This window comes from Negadavirga shengliensis, assembly GCF_042652345.1.
Taxonomy (GTDB): Bacteria; Bacteroidota; Bacteroidia; order Cytophagales; family Cyclobacteriaceae; genus Negadavirga; species Negadavirga shengliensis.
The window spans coordinates 382,252-402,950 of sequence record NZ_JBHSJJ010000003.1; the positions used below are offsets into that span (position 1 = coordinate 382,252).

The window sequence follows — 20,699 nt, forward strand, 5'->3', positions numbered from 1 at the left end:
ATGACAATTAAGGAACAGTTATAAACATATGAAACCAGAGACTACATTCCTAAATTATTTGATGAAGCCCAAGAACTGGTGGGTGCCCTTTTTGGTCATTTTTGCCGTCAGCATCACAGGCCTGATATTTATCGCCCACCAGACTTACGAAGAGGCGCCGCCAATGCCGGATTATTTGGACAGCCAAGGCCACACCGTGATCAGTCATGACGAAATCTTACGGGGACAGGAAGTGTTTCACCGGTACGCTTTGATGGAATATGGCAGTATGTTTGGCGACGGCGCTTTGAGGGGGCCCGATTTTACGGCTCAGGCCCTTCACGAAAAGGCGAAGGCAATGACCGGATATTATGCCCAACGTACCGGGGTTACTGGCTCCCATAGTGAATTAGCGCAGGAAGGCATTTTGTCCAAAGTCCAAAAGGAAATCAAGGACAACCGATATCAGGAATCTGATAATTCGGTACTCCTCACAGATGCCCAAGTGCATGCTGTGGAGGCTGTGGGGGATTTTTACCTGCGGATGTTTACCGATCCGGGTTTTGGGGAAGCTTTCAAACCGGCGGGTTACCTTACCGATGAAGAAGAAATCAAGGATTTGAGCAAGTTCTTTTACTGGGGGGCTTGGGTATGTGGGGTGCAGCGGCCCGGAGAAAAATACAGCTACACCCATAATTGGCCATATGATGAGTATGCCGGCAATGTGGCTACGCCATCCACGCTGATTTGGAGTATTATAGGCTTGTTCGGTTTGGTCCTGGGGCTGGGGTTGGTAATGTACTACTATGGCCAGTTTGAGCAGTTAAGCGAGGAATATTATTCAAAAGGAGCTTCCGAGATGGTGACGGAAGAAAAGCTGCAGCGTTTCAGGCCAAGTCCAACCCAGCGGGCCACGTTTAAGTTTTTTTATGCAGCAATCCTGCTTTTTTTGGTTCAGGTACTGGCAGGGATATTGACGGTCCATGACTTTGTGGGCTTCACCCGCTTCTTTGGCTGGGATATACAGGAACTGTTTCCCGTTACCATCTCAAGAAGCTGGCATGTCCAATTGTCTCTTTTTTGGATTTCTGCCTGCTGGGTAGGTATTTCTTTTTTTGTACTGCCTTTGCTGGCCAAAAAAGAACCTGAGGGTCAGCTCTTCCTCATCAATGCGTTGTTTTGGATTTTCTTTGTGATGGTGGCGGGCTCTTTTGTTGGCATTTTCCTGGGACCAAAAGGGTTCTTGGGTGATTATTCCCGCTGGCTTGGGCACCAGGGCTGGGAGTTTGTGGAATTGGGCCGTCTTTACCAGTATTTTCTCTTGGTCATATTTGCCTTATGGGCATGGATAGTCTACAGAGGGGTTAAAAACACCTTTAAAGTAGGAATGCCCTGGGGTCTGCCCAACTGGCTTGTCTATTCCATCGTCTGTATCCTTATTCTTTTGTTGTCCGGTTTTGTCGCAGGCCCGGAAACCAATTTTGTAGTTGCTGATTTCTGGAGATGGATGGTGGTACATATGTGGGTGGAGGCGTTTTTTGAGGTTTTCACTACGATCATAGTAGGATACATGATGGTGATGATGGGGCTGGTCAACAGACAGGCGGTAGTAAAGGTGGTTTATCTGGCAGCCCTGCTCTTTTTAGGATCCGGTTTGCTCGGCATTTCCCATAATTTTTACTGGAATGCCAAGCCTGTGGGAACTTTGGCTCTGGGAAGCGTCTTTTCCACCCTGCAAGTGGTGCCCCTTATCCTTTTGACCCTGGAAGCCTGGAAGATGCAGAAAATGCCCTATTTGCTCCGCGAAAAACAACGGTCAAGGCAGCAATCATCTTTATTTGCCATGCCCGGTGTCTTCCTGTTCATTGTAGGCGTGACATTTTGGAATTTCTTCGGTGCAGGCGTTTTTGGTTTGATTATTAATCTCCCTATTGCCAATTACTACGAACATGGCACTTACCTGACCGTCAACCATGGCCATGCGGCTTTGATGGGGGTGTATGGAAACCTTTCCATTGCCGCTTTGCTCTTCTGCCTGCGGTTTTTGATAAAGCCGGAGGCATGGAATACCCGGTTGGTCAGCGTGGCCTTTTGGTCTATCAATGTGGGCCTGCTGCTGATGGTTACCCTCGATCTGTTTCCAGCAGGTATTCACCAACTGATTACTGTGATGGAAGCAGGATATTGGTATGCCCGTTCACAGGAATTTATCCAGAGTGCGCCGTTCCAGACCATGACCTGGTTGCGGATTGTGGGTGGGGCTGTATTCTGTCTCGGAGGCGTTTTTCCGCTGACATGGTTTGTGATAAAAAGTGCCCGCCATCTGAAAAAACAGAGGCCATTAAAACCTGATGCAAAGAAAGAAGAAAAGCTGGAGGCAGTCTGAAAACAAAACATTTCCGAATTGCCGGTTTAATTGAAGTTGATGTGTTTTTAAATAAAGAAAGGGTGGTGTCGTGTGACGCCACCTTTTTATTTTTTATAAAAGGATTTGCCTGCTGTATAAATGGGGGACAAGATGCCCGCTATTCTGTTTTTTTTCTCAACGTGCAGAAGCTATAAGACTGAACTTTTCCTGAAGGTGTGAAATGGTCAGTATTAAAGCTGTCCATTTCTTGAAAATAGGGTTGGAAAACCTCGGCCAGCTTTTCCTTGGCATACTGTCTGACGGGTAGGCCGCTGCAATGTGCCTGCCCTTTTTCAGAGAATGTTCCAATGAATAGCAGTCCGTCGGTAGAAAGGGCCCTCCGTGTCTGTTCAACATACCGATGGACTAATCCTTCTTCCAATAAAAAATGGAAAGTGGCCCTATCGTGCCATACGTCGTAGGTTTGGGTAGGCTGGTACAGGTTTATGTCCGCATTGATCCACGTTACCCTATCAGCCCATTGCCCTAAACGCTTTTGTGCTTTCTCCAATGCCTTTGAAGCGATGTCCAGCACACTGACGTTTCTATAGCCCGTGGTCAACAGATAATCCACCAGGTAACTGTCACCTCCGCCCACGTCAATGATACGGGCATTTTTGGGAATAGCCATTTTCTGGAAGAAAATCAATGAATCGGTGGGCACTTTTTGGTACCAGCTCATCTGGGCAAACTCTTTGGTGTGATACACATTCTCCCAGTAGCATTTAACGTCAAGCTTTTTCACGACAAGAAGGCAATGAAATTTATCCTTGCCCCACCGGATCTTCCGGCAGGGAGTAGGGCGGCTTCAATTTTCCAAACCGGAATCAAACCCATGTTTCCATTTCAAGGGTAACCTTGGTTTTGATGGAATTGGAGATAAGGCATGCAGTTTCTGCTTTTTGAATAATACGTTCTGCCTTGCTTCTGTCAACTTCGTTTACAAGTTTAACCTTGGGTTTAAGGATGACCTCCGTCATTAAGAATTTCCCGTCTTCTTTGGCCAAAATACCTTCTGCTTTGCAGTCGAAGCATTGGTATTCCAGTTTGGAATATTCTGCTATGGCAAGAAAGGTGGTCATAAAACAGCTGCTTATGGATGCGGTGAAAAGGTGCTCAGGTGACCATATACCGTGGATACCTTTGTCAAATTGAGGCGGCGTGGCTACTTCAAAGCCATGTGACAGCTCGGGAGAGTTCAATTCTCCTTTTCTTCCCTCTTTCCAAGTTAAAGAAATATTATACGTGTGTGAAAGCATAATTTTTGAAAATTTAGTTCATAAAATGGGCCTTTCAGGCCGCTCTAATAAAAGACAAATATATCTTCTATTGTCGTCTGCTTTGGTGACAAAAGTTACGTAGCGGTTTTTTTTCTGATTCACAAATTCCGGCTCTGGTGAAGAGTTTTTAGTTTCTCCAGACTACATCGATTTTTTCAGTTGAATAATTGCCCGAAAGCTTATTTTTTGAGCTGGCGGGTAATTTTTCCAGCGTATCGCTGTCGCCTACAAAATGCTGTAAATAATAATGGCCATAATAACCTCTGGATTCCAGGAACTGGACCATTGCGCTGATGTGGGCTTTAGACATCAACCCGGAATGCACCGTCGTTCTCACCTCAAAGGGAACGCCCTCGCCCAACAAAAGCTTTAAAGTCTCTTCAAAAGTGGCAAACAGTTGGGAATGGGTGATGGCCTCGAAACTTCCAGGGAGGGCCTTAAAATCAAGCGCAATATAGTCCACCAGCTTCTCCTTGATCAGGGTCTTTAGAATCCCTGGTCTGGACCCGTTCGTATCGATTTTCACGGACATATTCAATGATTTGATTTTGTGGGAAAGCCAAAAAATCTCCCGGTGAAGGGTACATTCTCCCCCACTCAGCACCACGCCATCAAGTAAGTTTTTGCGGGAATGGATAAACCGGAGTACGTCGGAAAGCAACAGATTTCCTTTTCCCCTCACAATATCCGGATTATAGCAGTAGACGCAACGCATGTTACAGCCTGCAAACCAAAGGATGCAGGCTGTTTTGTCTGGAAAATCCAGCAGTGTAAAAGGAGTGATATCGTAGACCGGTTTAGCGATGGCCGCTTTGTTCGCAGAAGTGTTGCCTTTGTTTGTGCTCACCTTTCTTTCCAATGTTAAAACTTTCTACCGGCCTGTGGTAACCCATTACACGGGTGTATACAAGGCATTTTGTTCTTTTTTCCTGGTGTTTCTCCAGTAAAATCCGGGGGTCAAGAATGTTCTGCATAGTCATCTGATTTTTGGTTGAATTGATTGATTAGAATTTCATCACAGCTTGGACAATATTCGTGTTCTCCGTTAAGATATCCGTGTACGGGACAGATGCTGAATACGGGCGTTACGGTGATGTAAGGAAGTTTAAAGTTGGACAATACCTTTTTAACCAGGCTGCGGCAGGCTTCGCTGGAACTGATCTTTTCTCTCATATACAGATGGAGTACGGTGCCGCCGGTGTATTTGCATTGCAGATCGTCCTGGAGTATGAGGGCCTCGAAAGGATCGTCTGTATGGTCCACGGGCATTTGGGAACTGTTCGTATAATAAATGTTCTCCTCCATACCTGCCTGGATGATGTCTTCAAACCGTTTTTTGTCTTCCTTGGCAAAACGGTAGGTGGTACCTTCTGCAGGAGTGGCTTCCAGGTTGTAAAGGTTCCCGGTGCTCTCCTGGTATTCCTTCATTTTGTCTCTGATATGATCCAGCAATTCAGAAGCAAAATTTTGGCCTGAATAGCTGGTGATATCATCGTTTCCTCCTGTGAAGTTCAGGATCATTTCATTCATGCCGTTGACGCCTATGGTGGAAAAATGGTTCCGGAAATGGGGGAGGTACCGCTTTGTGTAGGGATAAAGGCCTCTGTCGTACATTTCCTGAATGAACCTGCGTTTTTTTTCCAAAGTGGATTTGGCGATCTCCATCAAGTGGTCCAGCCTTTGGTAAAGCCCCTCCTTATTGCCTTTATAGATATAGCCCAGCCGGGCCATATTGATCGTGACTACCCCTATACTGCCTGTCATCTCGGCACTTCCGAATAGCCCGTTACCCCTTTTAAGAAGTTCGCGGAGATCCAGCTGAAGCCTGCAGCACATGCTACGGACGGCGTTGGGTTTGTAGGCATGGGGATTTTCTACCTTGTTGCCCTCTGCATCGAAAGTATATTGGCTGCCAATAAAGTTTTGGAAATAGGAAGAGCCGATTTTGGCAGTATTTTCAAACAGCAGATCAGTGTTTTCACCATACCAGTCAAAATCTTCAGTAATGTTTACCGTAGGAATGGGAAAGGTAAAAGGTTGGCCATTTGCGTCTCCTTCTGTCATGATGGTATAATAGGCCTTGTTGATCAGGTCCATTTCTTTTTGGAAATGCTTATAACTCAGTGCCTCCAAGTTGTCTACTCCTCTGGATAAAGCTTTTGTCAAAAGGGCCTGATTTTCTATCCCTTTGAAAAGGTGTTCGTTATTTTTGGTGGGAATCTGGTCCTTGAGGTCATTGGGCACCACCCAGTCCAGGGTTATATTGGTAAACGGGGATTGCCCCCAGCGGGCAGGGACATTAAGATTGTAGACAAAAGAACGGATGGCTTTTTCTATTTCCTCATAGACCAACTGGTCTTTGAAGACATAGGGGGCCAGGTAAGTGTCAAATGAACTAAAGGCCTGTGCCCCGGCCCATTCACTTTGCAGGATGCCCAGAAAGTTGGCCATCTGTCCCAATGCTTCCCTAAAATGGGAGGGAGGGCGGCTTTCCACTCTGCCCCTCACACCATTGAACCCGTCATTGAGCAAAACCCTCAGGCTCCATCCTGCGCAGTAGCCGGTCAGACAATCCAAATCGTGAATATGGATGTCGCCGTTGCGGTGGGCATAGCCCTCCTCTCTGCTGTAAACTTTGTCCAGCCAGTAGTTGGCTATGATTTTACCAGCCACATTATTGACCAGACCGGCATTGGAATAGGAAGTGTTGGCATTGGCGTTGATCCGCCAATCGGTTTCTTCCACATATTCTTCGATGGTCTGCGTGCTGTCCACATAAGTGGTGTCTTCATTGAGACCTTCCACGTGCTCCCTTTGCATTTTACGGGTGTGCCGGTAAAGCATAAAAGAACGCATGACATGAAAAAGGCCGGCAGCGAAAAGCTCCTTCTCAATGAGGTCCTGGATCTCCTCTACAGCCCAAGTAGTTCTCTCTTCTAACTGTCTGATGATATTTTTAAAAATCTGTGGCTGATAAGCTTCCTGTACACTCTGGAAGCCCTTTTTTAGGGCATCCTCAATTTTGTAGGGCTCAAAGGCCGCATATTCTCCGTTTCTCTTGATGACAAATTGATCCATAAAGGTGGTGTTTATCCAAGTTTTCACTAAAATTTTGTCTAATGTACAGCTTCAAATTACCAGAGTTCAGGTCAGAAGTCATGTGATCAAATGACATAAATCAGACAATTTTATCTTAAATATAAAAATCAAAATCCAGTCTTCCCAATTAATTTTGGGTTTTTATGACGCCGTTCGTGGAATTGGATTTGGGGTGCATTTTAATTTACTGGTTGTCTGAGGGATACGTTAACATCCCTTGGCATTTATTCTTTTTGAAAAGGTTGACCGTATTAGACGCCATTTCGGCATCCGGTTATCCGGGAATTGTTGGTAATATTTTTTAGATTTATCCCCTATGTTACCCGTTTCAGATCCATTTCATCATTTGATCCAGGAAATCAGGTCTTGTAGGTTATGTGAAGAGCATTTGCCTTTGGGTCCCAACCCGGTATTTTCCGCGGCTTCCGGGAGCAGGATTCTCATCATCGGACAGGCACCCGGTGCCAAGGTCCATGCTTCGGGAATCCCTTGGGATGATTTGAGCGGAGAGCAGCTTCGCAGTTGGTTAAGTGTGGATAGGAACACATTTTATGACACATCGGTTTTCGGAATCGTACCGATGGGATTTTGTTATCCGGGCCGTGGTAAAGGCGGGGACATGCCTCCAAGGCCCGAATGCGCCCCAATCTGGCACGGTAAGTTGTTGACGGCCCTGCCGCATGTGAAATTAACCCTTCTGATCGGCCAATATGCACATGCCTATTATTTAAAGGAGAAAAGGCGAAAGAACCTGACCGAAACCGTAAAGCATTTTAAGGATTACCTGCCGGCTTATTTCCCCCTCGTGCATCCCTCACCCAGAAACAGGATTTGGCAAAAAAGAAATCCCTGGTTTGAGGCGGAGGTCTTACCTGAACTGCGGAAGCGGGTGGGGGAGGTACTGTCAGATAGCTTATAAATTTTCTTGATGTGAATGTTGGGAAAAAGTTGAAAACCTTCAAAAGTCATAAACTATCCCTTGTAAAAGGCACAAAACGTACCGCGCCGAGATTGGTCTCCCTTATTTTCCCCTTTCTTTTTTCCAGCCGGATAAGTTCTTGGGTTTTGCCTCTGGGGCCGATAGGAATGATGATCCTACCGCCCTCTTTGAGCTGGTCTACCAAAGGTGAGGGGACCTCTTCTGCCGCCGCCGTTACCAAAATGGCATCATAAGGGCCATTTTCGGGCCAGCCTTGATAGCCATCTCCTATTTTTACATGGATGTTTTCATACCCCATGCCCTTAAGGTCTTTTTCTGCCCTTTTTCCCAGGGGCTCCACAATTTCCACGGTATAAACCTCTTCAACGATCTCCGCCAGCACGGCTGCCTGATAACCCGAGCCTGTTCCGATTTCGAGAACCTTCATCCCTTTTTTGGGCTGGATCAGCTCGGTCATGTAGGCCACTATATACGGTTGGGAAATGGTTTGTCCATCCCCAATGGGCAAGGGCCTGTCTGCATAGGCATTTCCCCGTTGGGAGTTGGGTACCAGCAGGTGGCGTTCGACTTTCCGCATGGCATCCAATACCAGAGGGTCGGTGATTCCACGGCTAACAATTTGCGTTTTCACCATTTTTTCCCGTGCCTCCTTGTATTGGTTGTTTTGGAAAAGCAATAGGATCAATATGATTGGGAGGGATTTCATCGTCTGACCTGATTAGGTAACGCATTGACAATTTACGCTTTCTCTACCGGGATTACAACTCTACCGGCTTCTGTCCCCTTCGTGCGATTTTCCGGTGCGGCCGGTTTTGACAAAAAACATGATGAAAATCATCTTATAACATGGGACTTTTATTCTTCTTTGTCAGCGATAGCGGATAATTTTGTCTTCTTAACTGATTGAATATTTGTATGACGTCACTTACCCATAATTTTCATATACCTGTTATGGGCTTGGGCTTTACAGTGGATACGCCAATTAAAGTAGCCAGGTTCGGTATTTCTTCCGTGGTTTCCATCATGGACGACCACCTTCTGGAGGATATGCGCCGCCTGTACAGCCGCAAGCTTTTTATTCCTTATGTTCCGATTACCGAAAAAGCCGAAGATTATCGCGCCAAAAGAATCAAAGCTTACCTTAACTTACTGCACCGGTTGGTGGAGCAACAGATAGCTGCCTTGAAAAAACAGGATTTCGGAATTGATGAGGAAATCAATCTTTATTTCGAATTGCTCCCAACTTCCCACCCAGCGCATCAACTGTATAAAAAAATGCTTGCTGCCCAAGATGGGGAAAGGTATGAGATGCAAGATCAGTTGAAACAGATGATTCTGCCAGGAAACATTGATGTCAATATCATGACCAAAGTTGATAAGATCAACTATGATAAAGAGGGGGAAGCATTGCCCAGGGAATTCTCTGATGCCCTTTCTTCTTTGCGGGGATTTGCCCAAAGCGACCTCCACGGTTCCGTTGTGTTTTCCGCTGGGATGAACCCTGCGCTATACAGCTATGCAGAACAGTTTGAGGATTTTTTTCCTGACCGGAATGGCAGGATCCGGAAAGGGATTATACTTAAAGTGTCGGATTATCGTTCAGCGCTTATCCAGGGGAGATTTTTGGCGAAAAAAGGGCTCTGGGTTTCAGAATTCAGAATCGAATCTGGCCTAAACTGTGGCGGACATGCGTTTGCGACGGAGGGTCACCTCATAGGACCCATATTGGAAGAGTTCAAAATGAACCGGGAGCATCTCAGGAATACGCTCTTTACGGCCTGCCAGGAGGTTTTGAAAAATAAGGGAAATTATCCGCTTCCAGCGGACATCAAGCCTAAAATCACGTATCAAGGAGGATTGGGTAATGCCAGGGAAAACCGGTTTTTGATGGAATTTTATGCCTTGGACGGTACCGGATGGGGAAGCCCCTTTCTCCTGGTACCCGAAGCCACCAGTGTGGACGAGGATACCCTACAAAGGTTATTGAGGGCCAAAAAGTCTGATTTTTATCTCAGCCATGCATCACCGCTGGGTGTGCCTTTCAATAATTTGAGAACAAGCAGCGGGGAAGACCAGAGAAAGGCTCGTATAGCCAAAGGAAGGCCCGGAAGTCCATGTTATAAGAAATTCCTGTCTTTCAATACGGAATTTACGGACAAGCCGATTTGCACAGCTTCCAGACAGTATCAAAACCTGAAAATCAAGCAGGCAGCCTCAGGTGAGATTTCTGAAAAAGAGTTGGACCAAGTCCTGGAGAAGGATTGCCTGTGTGAGGGACTGAGTGCTCCGGCCATCCTCAGCAGCGGGGAAATCCCAAGACGGAACCTTGCGGCAGTGACCATCTGTCCCGGCCCCAACCTGGCTTACTTCAGAGGGATTTTCAGCCTTAGAGAAATGGTAGACCACATTTATGGTAAGATTAACCTCAACCTTGATCCGGATAGGCCGCATGTATTTGTGAAAGAATTGCAGCTATATGTGCAACACATCAAGTCCGAAATAGAGAAATCATTTCCTGACAATTCTGCAAAATTTGAGGCTTACCTGGATAAGTTCAGGAATAATCTGTCTGAAGGGATCCAATATTATCAGAAACTGACCGCTTCGGTAAAGTTGGATACAGAGGAAGTCATGGAATCCATAAGACAGCAATTGGCGTCCCTGAAAGAAGAAGTGCAGGGTTTGGTGACAGGCGTGGCATAACCCCAATTTCTTTGAATGGATTTATGTCTTTGGGATAATGCGTTATAACACAAATCATCGCCGGAATCAGGATACCCGGAATTCAGATAGGTATGAAAAAAAATGAATGGGTTGAAAAGATCAATCAACTGAGAAAAGAAATGAACGCTGTCATCCTTGCGCATTATTACCAAGAGGGTGATGTTCAGGATATAGCGGATTATGTCGGTGACAGCCTCGAGCTTTCCAGAAAAGCAGCGGCGATAGATGCGGATGTAATTGTATTCGCAGGGGTACACTTTATGGCGGAGACCGCCAAAATCCTTAACCCAGCTAAAAAAGTATTACTGCCTGATTTACAGGCAGGATGTTCTCTGGCAGATTCTTGCCCGGCTGAGGAATTTAGAAAGTTTCGCCTGCAGTATCCGGATCATGTTGCAGTAACCTATATCAATTGTTCCGCCGAGGTAAAGGCCCTCAGTGACTGGGTATGTACTTCCGCGAATGCGGTTAAGGTCATTCAGTCAATACCAGAGGATAAAAAGATCCTTTTTGCGCCGGACAAAAATCTCGGTGACTATTTGATCAGGCAGACGGGTCGGGAGATGGTCCTATGGGACGGTGTATGTGTCGTGCATGAGGCGTTCTCTCTGGAAAAACTGGTCGAACTGGTAAAGGCCTATCCCTCGGCGCGAATCATAGCCCATCCCGAATCCGACCCTATTCTTTTGAAAATAGCCCATTTTGTAGGTTCTACCTCTGCCATGTTGAAATACGTCCAGGAAGACTCCCGCCAGATTTATATTGTAGGTACCGAGGAAGGGATTCTTCATCAAATGCAGAAATTTGCCCCCGAAAAGACACTGATCCCCGTGCCTGCTGTGGAGGACAACACCTGCGCTTGCAGTCAGTGTGCATACATGAAGTTAAATACGCTGGAAAAACTGTATCAATGTATGATAAAGGGAGGGCCGGAAATCAACTTGGACCCTGCGCTTATAGAGAAGGCACTTATACCCATTCAGAAAATGCTTTCCTTGCCGTAAACATAAAAATGGAGACAGATGTACTGATCGTCGGCAGCGGTATTGCCGGGCTTTCCACCGCTTTGTATTTGGCTGAACTTCAGCCTGACCTTTTTATTACCATCCTGGATAAGTCCCCTACCGAAGAGTCCAACACACGGTATGCGCAAGGGGGAATGGCCGCTGTTTTTGCCCTGGAAACGGACAGCTTTGAAGCGCATATGGAGGATACTTTAGCGGCAGGTAAAAATCATTCCGATCCTTCTGCGGTGAAAAAAGTGGTATGGGGAGCACCCGGCACAATCGGTGATTTGGAAAGATGGGGAGTGGAATTTGATAGAGCACCTGATGGTAGGTATGACCTGGGACTGGAAGGGGGGCATGCTTATCACAGAATCGTCCACCATAAAGACACTACCGGCAACGAGATCCACCTGAAACTCTTAAAAAAAGCAAGACAACATACCTACATCCGAAGAATTACACAGACCATGGGTGAGGATCTGTTGATCACGGAAAGGGAAGGGATCAGGCACTGTTACGGCGTCAGGGTGTTTGATGAAACTGCTCAAGAGAGCTACACCATTACAGCAAAAGTCGTTGTACTGGCTACAGGTGGTTCCGGCCAGCTTTTTTTACAAACAACCAACCCGGAAGTGGCCACCGGAGATGGCCTGGCCATGGCCATACGGGCAGGTGCCGCCGTCAGGGATCTGCAATACATCCAGTTTCACCCGACTGCCATATATGATGACAGCGCCAAAAGAAACCTGCTCATTTCAGAAGCGCTAAGAGGTGCAGGAGCCTACATCTTAAATCGTCAGTTGCAACGGTTTCTTCTTCGGGAAACTCCAAGGGGAGAGCTGGCTACCCGGGATGTGGTGTCTTCCCTGATGCTTGCTGAGATGAAAAAGACCGGGACACCTTACCTTTTTCTGGATGCCAGACATTTAGGGAAAAACAAGCTCTCAAAAAACTTTCCGCAGGTTTTTAATAACTGTAAGATGCGTGGCTACGATTTAAGGAAAGACCTGGTCCCTATAGTACCGGCTGCCCATTACCAATGTGGAGGAATCAGGGTGGATCACCAAGGGAAAAGTACGGTAGAATACCTTTATGCGGTGGGAGAATGTGCGGCCACGGGATTGCACGGTACCAATAGACTCGCTTCCAATTCCCTTACAGAGGCCATGGTCTTCGCCAAGGAAATCGCATGCGACATTGTAAGAAACCTGAATAGGAGCGACAAGGAGGCGCCGGAAATAAAGACAGATGGTCCTGTATCCATAGACAAAACCCCTGTCGGTGATGGAGAATGGACGGATCAGACGTTAAGGAAGTTAAAAACCCTTATGACGGAGTTATTCGTTAATCCGGAGAACGAATCTTTCCGCTCTGGCAAATACCATCACTGGATAACCTCATGCCAAAATGAAGTATCGGGCTTGATCGCCCGGGGATCGGTGAGTGTGGAAACATTAGAACTGCATAACCTGCTTACAGTTGGAGAAGCATTATCAAAAGCTATACAAGAAGAAAATGTTAAGCATTACAAAAATATTCACATTTGAAGCAGCACACCGAATATCCAATCATCCCGCTGCATGTAGTCAGCTTCATGGACATAGTTATAAACTGCATGTGACCATAGGTGCCGAAGAACCCGGGGATGATGACATGTTGATGGATTTTAAGGAGCTGAAAACATTAGTTCAGCACAATGTCATTGATAAACTTGACCATTCTTTGATGCTGAAAAATATACCTTCTCACCTTCAGACATATGCAAATGCGGAAAAAGTGTTTTGGATGGATCATGAACCCACTGCCGAAAGGTTGGTTTTGTGGATAGCACAAGTCATAAAGCCCCTTCTCCCGTCAAAGGTAAACCTTAACGGGTTGAAGATTTACGAGACGGAAACCTGCTACGTCAACTGGGAAAATAATAAAAGATAAATTTGTCTTTTATTATTTTTTTATATAGGTTTGTAAAAGAAACAGGAGGGATCAGCCCTTTTTTTAAAACAAAAATAAAGGATAAAAATATCCTTTTTGTTTTCTGCCCTAAGAGACTGTCGGATGAAGACGCTTCATCTACGGAAAATGGAGAAGAGGTGTACCCTTATAAAAATACTCGGATGAAAAATATTGCCAAACTCAGTATTGGGAAAATTGTGGCGGCTGATTACAGAACCGCGGCGGTGTTCAAGGCATTTGATATTGATTTCTGCTGCAATGGCAAGCAGAGCCTGGAGGAAGCCTGTGAGACCAAACAACTGGATCTTGAGGCCATGGTAGCAAGGCTGAAGGATACTTCAAAAACAGAAAGCCATGGCACGTTCAGCTTTGATTTTTGGCCTGTGGATCTGTTGTCATTTTACATAGAAAACAAACATCATAGATACGTGCGTAGGCGCATTCCGGTGATACTTCGGCTTTTGTCGCGATTATGCAAGTCGGAGGGGGATGTTCATCCTGTGTTGTGGGAGATACGGAAGGAATTTGTAAAAGCAGCCAAGGAACTGTTGGTGCATATGAAGAGAGAAGAATTGATCTTATTTCCTTACATCAGAAAAATGGTAAAAGACGAAAATGGGGTCAGTGTATTTGAAGCAGCGCATTTTGATGCCGTAAGACAGCCCATCCTGCAAATGATCAACGAACATGAAAAGGAAGGGAAGCGGTTCAAAAAAATTGCGGCCTTAACCCGGAATTATTCCCTTCCTGACCACGCAAGTCCGGTTTGTAAAATCACTTATGCTTTTTTAAGAGAGTTTGACAAAGACCTGCAAAAGCATTTTCATTTGGAAAACAACATCCTCTTTGCCAAGGCCCTTGATGCGGAAGGGGACAGTCCTTACGGTTTTTCTGTGATTTTAGGCAAACCATAGCACAAGACCTGTTTTAGGGAAGCTTCTTTGCTTCAAACCAACAGATTGATTTTATGATAACGCGTCTTAGTTAACTTTAAACGGTTCTCATGAAGATATTTAAACCTGTATATATATTTCCCCTGATGGTAATGGCCTTGATCACGGGGATATCGGGTGGATGGATCAGGCTGGGTTTTATGGGCATGCCCCTTCCGGGCACTGCGGGAAGCCATGGTTTATTGATGGTTGGAGGGTTTTTAGGTACACTGATCTCCTTGGAAAGGAGCATGGTGATGAAGAACAAGGTTTGGTTGACGGTTCCCCTGATGAGTGGGGTGTCAGTCCCCTTTGTCATAGGGGGCTGGTCCACTGTAGGGATATCGATGGTGTTGTTGGCAAGTATGGGCTTGGTAGCGATCATGTATTTTCAGACCTTAAGGCATCAGTTGCCACAGGATTATGTAATGGCTTTAGGCGCTGTGACATGGATGTTGGGTAATTTCACCTATATGTATACCGGCTTTATGGCTATGGCCACCGGCTGGTGGATGGCTTTTCTGCTGTTTACTATTTTGGGGGAAAGACTGGAGTTGAGTAAATTTCTTCCCACTCCACAGTGGGCCAAAAAGACGCTTTTTTGGTTGATTGGCTTTTTTTTTATGGGATTGTTGATCCCCTTCCACGGCTGGGGCAGCAGCATCTTGGGAACCACCCTGATTTTAATGGCCCTATGGCTTCTCCACTACGATATGGCCAGGATTGCCTCCAGGAAAGCGGACCAATTTAAATACATTGGAGTCGGCTTAAGGACTGGCTATATATGGCTGGCATTGAACGGTGCGGTATTGGTACTGATGGAGCATCACGCCTTCTACTACGATCTTTATCTTCATACGTTCTTTTTGGGTTTCGTTTTTTCCATGATATGGGCCCATGCACCCGTGATCCTGCCGATGGTGTTGCACCTCAAATTAACGCCTTACCATCCCATACTATGGTTAGGATGGCTGGTGTTTCAGTTGAGCCTCGCGGGAAGGGTAGTGTCAAGTTTTATGGAAGAATATGCCTATAGACAATTGTTTGGAGTAATCAATGGCTGGAGCATTTTGGGAATGTTTGCGCTGATGGCTATCGTGTCATTCATCAAATATTGGCATATTTCCTTTAAGAAGAAGACCGGCCCTCAGCCAAAGCAAATGAGCAGGCTTTGAGCAACCCGGTTTGCCTTCAGCAAGATGGCGAGAAAAGGACGGGGGACGTTGTGCAAAAAAAAATCAGGCTTCCAAAGCCTGATTTTTTTATGGTTTTTCGATCCTTTCAGCGATCTGAGGGGAATGGGATTTGATGATGCTGCGTACCACTTTTTGCAGCCAATAATAACAGGTAATGGAAATGATGAGCATCAGCATCCAACTGCTGGTCCAGAGACCTGTCCAATCCAGCAGGTAGCCAAAAAGGATGGGACAAACGAATCCGCCTAAGCCGCCGATCACCCCTACCATGCCTCCGACTACACCCACTTCGCTGGGGAAGTAATCCGGAATAAAACGGTACACACCTGCTTTTCCTATTCCCCATACTATACCTATGATCAACACCAATATGGCATATACCCACATGTGGGCCTGAAATGAAATAAGTGTGGTTCCCTGGGCCAGTAATTCTTTTCGCCGGACATTATCCCCTTCACTGACCACAGGCTCCTGCCAAGTGTACTTGTAGGGTAAATAGAGAGCAATTCCTTCAGGATTTTCAATTTGCGTCTCTACATGGCTTCGGGGCCTAAACGAATAGGGTACATTGTTGATGGAAATTGACTCATTTTCGATGGAAGTGACCGTACCATCGCTAGCGGCTACTACCCCTTTGCCGGGCGTAAAAATATCCATTTTGGGCACCATCAATAGGGCGGAAAGGGCGATGGACCATTTAAATACCCCAAACATCACCCTTCTGGCTCCCAACTTGTCGCTCATCCATCCCCCCAGCGCCCTGATAAGTCCTGAGGGCAAACTGAAAAGGGAAGCAAATAACCCCGCTACCACCAGACTTGCACCATACACATTGGTAAAATACGGGACCAGCCATTGGGCAAAGGCCACAAAACAGCCAAATACAAGGAAATAATAATATCCGAAACGCCAAACCCTTATGTTGGAAAGCGGGCTGAGCACTTTTTTCAGCGTGCGTGGAGGGGCGTCCGGTTTTTTATTGACGGTAAAGACCAGAAAAACCACTGCCATCAAAACAAGCACCCCTGCATAGATTTGGGGCAATATCCGCCAATTTTCCAGGTTTTCTCCATTGCGGGTGAGCTGATTAAGCAAAGTAGGGGCAAACAGCGTAGTCAAAGCTGCTCCCGCATTGCCTGCACCAAAAATACCTAAAGCCCTGCCTTGCCAATGTTTTGGATACCATACCGACGTGAAAGCTATTCCCACCGCAAAGGCAGCACCTGCCATCCCGAACCCAAAACTCAAAATGGCAAACTGTGCAAATGAAGTGGCAAACGCCATCAGGTACATGGGGATAGCACAGCACAATAGCAGGCCGACAAATACCCGTTTTCCTCCGTACCGATCTGTGAGTATCCCCATCGGCAGTCTCAAAACAGACCCCGTAAGTATGGGAATCCCAAGCAACCAGCCAATTTCCACAGCTCCCCACTGAAAAACATTGTTGTCCACGAGATACGTGACCATCACACCATTGAAAGTCCACACGGCAAAACAAATTGTAAATGCCAGGGTGTTTAAAAACAGTATCCGGTGGGCTATGGGGTTTATTTTTTCCTCCATGGATTATGACTTACTTTTATCCCTGTTTCGCCGTGGGTCGGGAAGATACCTTAGCAACCAAAAAGAAACAGCTGCCAAAGCAGCAGAGCCTATAAATGTGGCGAGGGCAATTCCGAAATTATCGTCCAATGCATTGTTCAGGGCACTGTACAAAAACCAAATTTGAATACTGACCAATAAGATCAATACCAGAATAATGCCCGTCATTAAGGTATTGCTCTTATTAGGATGTGCCTCGTTCTGTGATGTTCTAAAATCGCTCATAGATTGTAGGGTTTCTCTTTATGAAGGGATTTGACGTACACCTTGTCTTCTTCTACTACCACTTCAAGTTGCGGAAGCGGACGAGGGGGCGGGCCTTGGATCACCACGCCGGTCCTGGCATCAAAATAACCTTTATGGCAAGGACATTCTATTTGGTCGAGGTCAGCCCTGTACCTCACGGCACAGGCCAGATGGGTACACTTTTGCTCAAAAGCCCGCCATTCCCCATCCTCCAAATGGATAAGAATATAAGGGATGGTTTTGGTCCCCGCTATTTCAAACTGGGTCATTTCCCCTATGGCTACATCCTGAGTGTTGCATATAAAATGTTGCCCCTCAAGTTCTTTTTCAGGAAAAGCAATGCTTCTCAATACAATGGCGCCATTGCCCAAAGCCAGCGCTCCCGAAAACAACCCCAGGAACTTTGCAAACTCTCTTCTGGACACATGGGTGGCCTCTTCCTGATCAATTGGAAAATCTTCTTTCCAATCCGGCGTCTCTCCTTTTTTTTTATTTGCCATAATGAATCCGTTTAATGTACTTTCAGATGTGTACTGCCTTTTGGCATCATGACGTTGACTTTGGTGTTCACTTCCTGCTCGCCAAAGACGAATTTTTTCACCGGTGTGCTGTTCGGCCTCATTTTTTGGATTTCTTCCCGGGTACCGTAGAAAAGCGCCTGACTGGGACAGACCGTGGCACACATGGGTTTTTTGCCAGCGCTGGTGCGGTCATAGCACATATTGCATTTCATCATCAACTCTGCCTGTTCCGCTTTCTTCGGCACGCCAAAGGGGCAGGCCAGGACGCAATTGGAGCAACCGATGCACCGGGATGAATTCGCGGTATGGACCACCCCGAATTCATCCTTGGTGATGGCATCGGCAGGACAGACATTGGCACATGCAGGATCTTCACAATGCATGCATACCTGTACGGTTGTCTGGACAGACACAGCCCTTTCCACATAATGGATATGGATCATGCTTTCCTGCCCGTTGGTCTCGCATTCCGCGCAAGCCATTTCGCAGGCATGGCAGCCGATGCATCTTTGCATATCGATAAAAAACTCCTTCTGCTGGTCATATTTTGTGGTAGGCATAATGGATGTGTTTTTAGGGTTAATAATTAATGACTTTGATAGGCTTCGGATACTGTGGCCGGAGGGGCCTGCTTACCGGTGGGGGTCAGCTGACAGGCACATACTTTGAATTCGGGGATTTTGGATACTGGGTCTAGAGTGCCTATCGTCAATTGGTTGGCAGATTGTTTGCCTCCCCAATGATAAGGGATGAAGACCGTGTCTTCCCGTATGGTTTCAACGATTTGTGCAGGAAATTCGCCTTCTCCTCTTCTGGTTTTCACTTTAACAAGTTCCCGCTCCCTTATCCCGTAATGAAAGGCCAATTTGGGGTGGATTTCCAGCAAAGGTTCCGAATACTGGTCTACCAGCTTGCCTATCCTTCTGGTTTGGGTGCCGCTGAGGTACTGGCTGACCACCCTGCCGGTAGTCAGAACCACGGGGTATTCACTGTCCACAACCTCTGAGGGGTCCCGGTACGGTACAGCATTAAAATGCGCCTTGCCATCAGGGGTTTTGAATTTTCTGTCTTCCCACAGCCTGGGTGTGCCTGGATGGTCTTCCGACGGGCACGGCCAGAAAATTCCCATATTCTCTTCTATTTTTTTATAGGTGATGCCGAAATAGTCGGCCGTTCCTCCCTTGGAAGCCACCCGGAGCTCGTTGAAAATGGCCTCACTGTTTTGAAAATTGAATTTATCGCCCGCTCCCAGCCGCTGTGCCAGTTCCATGATGATTTCACCATCTCTTCTGGCATTACCGGGAGGAGAGACAGCCGCATTGATCTTCACTACCCTTCCTTCGGCAGTGGTAACGGTGCCTTCTTCCTCTTCATGAAGAGAGCCCGCCATGATAACATCTGCATGACGGGCAGTTTCATTCAGGAAGAAATCAATGGCCACATAGTATTCCAGTTTTTCCAGGGCCTCCCTGACAAAGTTGTTGTTAGGCAGAGAGACCAAAGGGTTAAAACAAATGGTAATCAATCCTTTCACCTCTCCCCGGTGAATGGCTTCAATCATTTCATATGCGGTCAGTCCTTTTCCGGGCAGGTCTTTTTCATCAATGCCCCATACGCCAGAGATATATTTCCGGTGCTCCGGGTTGGTAATGTCCCTGTTGCCGGGGAGCTGATCACATTTATGGCCGTGTTCACGGCCGCCTTGGCCGTTACCCTGGCCGGTAATGGTGCCATAGCCGCAATAAGGTTTGCCGATCCTGCCGGTGGCCAGTACAATGTTGATGCAGCTTAGGACATTGTCCACCCCCTTGGTGTGGTGTTCTATCCCGCGGGCATGAAGCAGAAAACTTGTTTTCGCCTTTCCCCACCAGGTAGCGGCTTCCTTTATTTTTTCCGCGGGAATCCCCGTGGTTTTTTCGGCCCAGTCCAGATCATAGTCTTTGACCGCCTCCAGGGCCTCCTCAAATCCACTGGTATGCTCCTTGATGAAATCACGGTCAAGCCAGTCATTGTCTGCCAGAATTTTAAGAATGGCTCCAAAAAGCGCGCTGTCTGCCCCAGGCTTGACAGGAAGGTGGAGGTCTGCGGTGCGGGCGACAGGGGTCACCCGGGGATCCACCACAATCAACTTGGCGCCATTGTCCCTTGCTTCCCAGATGTAATGGGTCAGGGTCGGGAATGTTTCACTGATGTTGGTTCCGGCGATGATGATGACTTCGGCGTGTTTCAGGTCCGCCCAGCTGTTGGAAATCCGGTCAAGTCCAAAAGCCTTTTTGTTACCCGCTCCCGCACTTACCATGCAAAGCCTGCCGTTGTAGTCAAGGTTGGCTGTTTTTAACGCCACCCTTGCAAATTTCCCGACCATATAACTTTTCTCATTGGTCAGCGACACGCCAGACAACATTCCAAAAGCGTCCCTGCCGTATTTTTCCTGTATCCGCTGGATCTCGTTGACGGTCCTGCTCATGGCGGTTTCCCAGTCGGTGGGTTCAAACCCTTTTCCCTCCACCCGCTGCAGGGGATCAAGGATGCGGTCCGGATGGTTGTTTTGAAGATATCTTTGAACCCCTTTGGGACAGAGCCGGCCTTCATTGAAGGGGAATTCCATCCAGGGTTCAAAGCCTGCGACCTTATTATCCTTGACCTTTAGCTGAATGCCGCACTGCATGCCGCAGAAGCAGCAGTGTGTTTTAACTAATTTATCAGGCTCGTGCGCTCCTTCAAAACCCTCCTTGGGTGTATAGCCCTTGTGGGGACCGTGTTTTTCAATAATTTGGTTAAGAGATACCGGAAGTTTGGCCATGGATCTG

At 46.8% G+C, this 20,699-nt stretch carries 19 protein-coding genes; 8 read left to right on the forward strand and 11 right to left on the reverse strand.

All coding sequences use genetic code 11. The features are described 5' to 3' along the window. The first annotated feature begins 28 nt into the window (after positions 1-28). Positions 29-2,365, forward strand: coding sequence for a nitric-oxide reductase large subunit (locus ACFPFU_RS07030; RefSeq protein WP_377062894.1), 2,337 nt, complete (start codon positions 29-31; stop codon positions 2,363-2,365). Between the two features lie 139 nt (positions 2,366-2,504). On the opposite strand, the gene ACFPFU_RS07035 is transcribed toward ACFPFU_RS07030, so the two are convergent. The 5 genes from ACFPFU_RS07035 to ACFPFU_RS07055 all read right to left on the reverse strand — a co-directional run bounded on the left by ACFPFU_RS07035 (position 2,505) and on the right by ACFPFU_RS07055 (position 6,744). Then, complete coding sequence (locus ACFPFU_RS07035) at positions 2,505-3,131, reverse strand: class I SAM-dependent methyltransferase (RefSeq protein ID WP_377062896.1); 627 nt, start codon at positions 3,129-3,131, stop codon at positions 2,505-2,507. An 82-nt stretch (positions 3,132-3,213) separates the two neighbouring features. Beyond that, positions 3,214-3,645, reverse strand: a complete 432-nt coding sequence (locus ACFPFU_RS07040; protein ID WP_377062898.1) for an OsmC family protein — start codon at positions 3,643-3,645, stop codon at positions 3,214-3,216. A gap of 148 nt (positions 3,646-3,793) precedes the next feature. Next, positions 3,794-4,513 (reverse strand): anaerobic ribonucleoside-triphosphate reductase activating protein, encoded by a 720-nt coding sequence (locus tag ACFPFU_RS07045; protein WP_377062900.1) that lies wholly within the window; start codon positions 4,511-4,513, stop codon positions 3,794-3,796. Further along, positions 4,464-4,646, reverse strand: coding sequence for an anaerobic ribonucleoside-triphosphate reductase (gene nrdD / locus ACFPFU_RS07050; RefSeq protein WP_377062902.1), 183 nt, complete (start codon positions 4,644-4,646; stop codon positions 4,464-4,466). Before nrdD ends, ACFPFU_RS07045 begins: the two co-directional genes overlap by 50 nt. Beyond that, a complete protein-coding gene (locus tag ACFPFU_RS07055) occupies positions 4,624-6,744 on the reverse strand; it encodes a ribonucleoside triphosphate reductase (protein WP_377062904.1) in 2,121 nt (706 codons plus the stop codon). The genes nrdD and ACFPFU_RS07055 overlap by 23 nt, the downstream gene beginning before the upstream one ends. A 337-nt stretch (positions 6,745-7,081) precedes the next feature. Between ACFPFU_RS07055 and ACFPFU_RS07060 the strand changes: the two genes are divergently transcribed. Further along, on the forward strand, positions 7,082-7,684 hold the full coding sequence (locus ACFPFU_RS07060; protein WP_377062906.1) for a uracil-DNA glycosylase family protein: 603 nt from the start codon (positions 7,082-7,084) through the stop codon (positions 7,682-7,684). A 46-nt stretch (positions 7,685-7,730) separates the two neighbouring features. On the opposite strand, the gene ACFPFU_RS07065 is transcribed toward ACFPFU_RS07060, so the two are convergent. Then, a complete protein-coding gene (locus ACFPFU_RS07065) occupies positions 7,731-8,411 on the reverse strand; it encodes a protein-L-isoaspartate(D-aspartate) O-methyltransferase (RefSeq protein ID WP_377062908.1) in 681 nt (226 codons plus the stop codon). Between the two features lie 209 nt (positions 8,412-8,620). On the opposite strand from ACFPFU_RS07065, the gene ACFPFU_RS07070 reads away from it, so the two are divergent. The 6 genes from ACFPFU_RS07070 (at position 8,621) to ACFPFU_RS07095 (ending at position 15,496) form a co-directional block, all read left to right on the forward strand. Then, positions 8,621-10,408 (forward strand): hypothetical protein, encoded by a 1,788-nt coding sequence (locus tag ACFPFU_RS07070; protein ID WP_377062910.1) that lies wholly within the window; start codon positions 8,621-8,623, stop codon positions 10,406-10,408. Between the two features lie 92 nt (positions 10,409-10,500). Beyond that, positions 10,501-11,433 carry a quinolinate synthase NadA gene (gene nadA, locus ACFPFU_RS07075; protein WP_377062912.1) on the forward strand — a complete coding sequence of 311 codons (933 nt, stop codon included), beginning with the start codon at positions 10,501-10,503 and terminating at the stop codon, positions 11,431-11,433. Then, the gene (locus ACFPFU_RS07080; RefSeq protein ID WP_377062913.1) at positions 11,340-12,983 is read left to right on the forward strand and encodes an L-aspartate oxidase; all 1,644 of its coding nucleotides are present in this window, start codon (positions 11,340-11,342) and stop codon (positions 12,981-12,983) included. Before nadA ends, ACFPFU_RS07080 begins: the two co-directional genes overlap by 94 nt. Further along, the gene (gene queD, locus ACFPFU_RS07085; RefSeq protein WP_377062915.1) at positions 12,952-13,368 is read left to right on the forward strand and encodes a 6-carboxytetrahydropterin synthase QueD; all 417 of its coding nucleotides are present in this window, start codon (positions 12,952-12,954) and stop codon (positions 13,366-13,368) included. Before ACFPFU_RS07080 ends, queD begins: the two co-directional genes overlap by 32 nt. 182 nt (positions 13,369-13,550) lie before the next feature. Next, a complete protein-coding gene (locus tag ACFPFU_RS07090) occupies positions 13,551-14,303 on the forward strand; it encodes a DUF542 domain-containing protein (RefSeq protein WP_377062917.1) in 753 nt (250 codons plus the stop codon). Between the two features lie 89 nt (positions 14,304-14,392). Then, complete coding sequence (locus ACFPFU_RS07095; RefSeq protein WP_377062919.1) at positions 14,393-15,496, forward strand: hypothetical protein; 1,104 nt, start codon at positions 14,393-14,395, stop codon at positions 15,494-15,496. Between the two features lie 87 nt (positions 15,497-15,583). On the opposite strand, the gene ACFPFU_RS07100 is transcribed toward ACFPFU_RS07095, so the two are convergent. From ACFPFU_RS07100 to ACFPFU_RS07120, 5 genes are read right to left on the reverse strand one after another with little or no spacing between them, the layout of a single operon-like run. Further along, positions 15,584-17,083, reverse strand: a complete 1,500-nt coding sequence (locus ACFPFU_RS07100; RefSeq protein ID WP_377062921.1) for an MFS transporter — start codon at positions 17,081-17,083, stop codon at positions 15,584-15,586. Between the two features lie 3 nt (positions 17,084-17,086). Continuing rightward, on the reverse strand, positions 17,087-17,347 hold the full coding sequence (locus ACFPFU_RS07105; RefSeq protein ID WP_377062923.1) for a DUF6755 family protein: 261 nt from the start codon (positions 17,345-17,347) through the stop codon (positions 17,087-17,089). After that, positions 17,344-17,868 carry a QcrA and Rieske domain-containing protein gene (locus ACFPFU_RS07110; protein WP_377062925.1) on the reverse strand — a complete coding sequence of 175 codons (525 nt, stop codon included), beginning with the start codon at positions 17,866-17,868 and terminating at the stop codon, positions 17,344-17,346. Before ACFPFU_RS07110 ends, ACFPFU_RS07105 begins: the two co-directional genes overlap by 4 nt. 11 nt (positions 17,869-17,879) lie before the next feature. Further along, positions 17,880-18,449: a 4Fe-4S dicluster domain-containing protein gene (locus tag ACFPFU_RS07115; RefSeq protein WP_377062927.1), complete on the reverse strand. Its 570-nt coding sequence runs from the start codon at positions 18,447-18,449 to the stop codon at positions 17,880-17,882. 26 nt (positions 18,450-18,475) lie between these two features. Then, positions 18,476-20,692, reverse strand: coding sequence for a molybdopterin oxidoreductase family protein (locus ACFPFU_RS07120; protein WP_377062929.1), 2,217 nt, complete (start codon positions 20,690-20,692; stop codon positions 18,476-18,478). Positions 20,693-20,699 lie beyond the last annotated feature (7 nt).

Coding starts and splice junctions, on each gene's coding strand:
- ACFPFU_RS07030 (WP_377062894.1), top strand. CDS start 29: ATGAAACCAGAGACTACATTCCTAAATTATTTGATGAAGCCCAAGAAC.
- ACFPFU_RS07040 (WP_377062898.1), bottom strand. CDS start 3,645: ATGCTTTCACACACGTATAATATTTCTTTAACTTGGAAAGAGGGAAGA.
- nrdD (WP_377062902.1), bottom strand. CDS start 4,646: ATGACTATGCAGAACATTCTTGACCCCCGGATTTTACTGGAGAAACAC.
- ACFPFU_RS07055 (WP_377062904.1), bottom strand. CDS start 6,744: ATGGATCAATTTGTCATCAAGAGAAACGGAGAATATGCGGCCTTTGAG.
- ACFPFU_RS07060 (WP_377062906.1), top strand. CDS start 7,082: ATGTTACCCGTTTCAGATCCATTTCATCATTTGATCCAGGAAATCAGG.
- ACFPFU_RS07065 (WP_377062908.1), bottom strand. CDS start 8,411: ATGAAATCCCTCCCAATCATATTGATCCTATTGCTTTTCCAAAACAAC.
- ACFPFU_RS07070 (WP_377062910.1), top strand. CDS start 8,621: ATGACGTCACTTACCCATAATTTTCATATACCTGTTATGGGCTTGGGC.
- nadA (WP_377062912.1), top strand. CDS start 10,501: ATGAAAAAAAATGAATGGGTTGAAAAGATCAATCAACTGAGAAAAGAA.
- ACFPFU_RS07080 (WP_377062913.1), top strand. CDS start 11,340: ATGTATGATAAAGGGAGGGCCGGAAATCAACTTGGACCCTGCGCTTAT.
- queD (WP_377062915.1), top strand. CDS start 12,952: ATGTTAAGCATTACAAAAATATTCACATTTGAAGCAGCACACCGAATA.
- ACFPFU_RS07090 (WP_377062917.1), top strand. CDS start 13,551: ATGAAAAATATTGCCAAACTCAGTATTGGGAAAATTGTGGCGGCTGAT.
- ACFPFU_RS07095 (WP_377062919.1), top strand. CDS start 14,393: ATGAAGATATTTAAACCTGTATATATATTTCCCCTGATGGTAATGGCC.
- ACFPFU_RS07100 (WP_377062921.1), bottom strand. CDS start 17,083: ATGGAGGAAAAAATAAACCCCATAGCCCACCGGATACTGTTTTTAAAC.
- ACFPFU_RS07105 (WP_377062923.1), bottom strand. CDS start 17,347: ATGAGCGATTTTAGAACATCACAGAACGAGGCACATCCTAATAAGAGC.
- ACFPFU_RS07110 (WP_377062925.1), bottom strand. CDS start 17,868: ATGGCAAATAAAAAAAAAGGAGAGACGCCGGATTGGAAAGAAGATTTT.
- ACFPFU_RS07115 (WP_377062927.1), bottom strand. CDS start 18,449: ATGCCTACCACAAAATATGACCAGCAGAAGGAGTTTTTTATCGATATG.
- ACFPFU_RS07120 (WP_377062929.1), bottom strand. CDS start 20,692: ATGGCCAAACTTCCGGTATCTCTTAACCAAATTATTGAAAAACACGGT.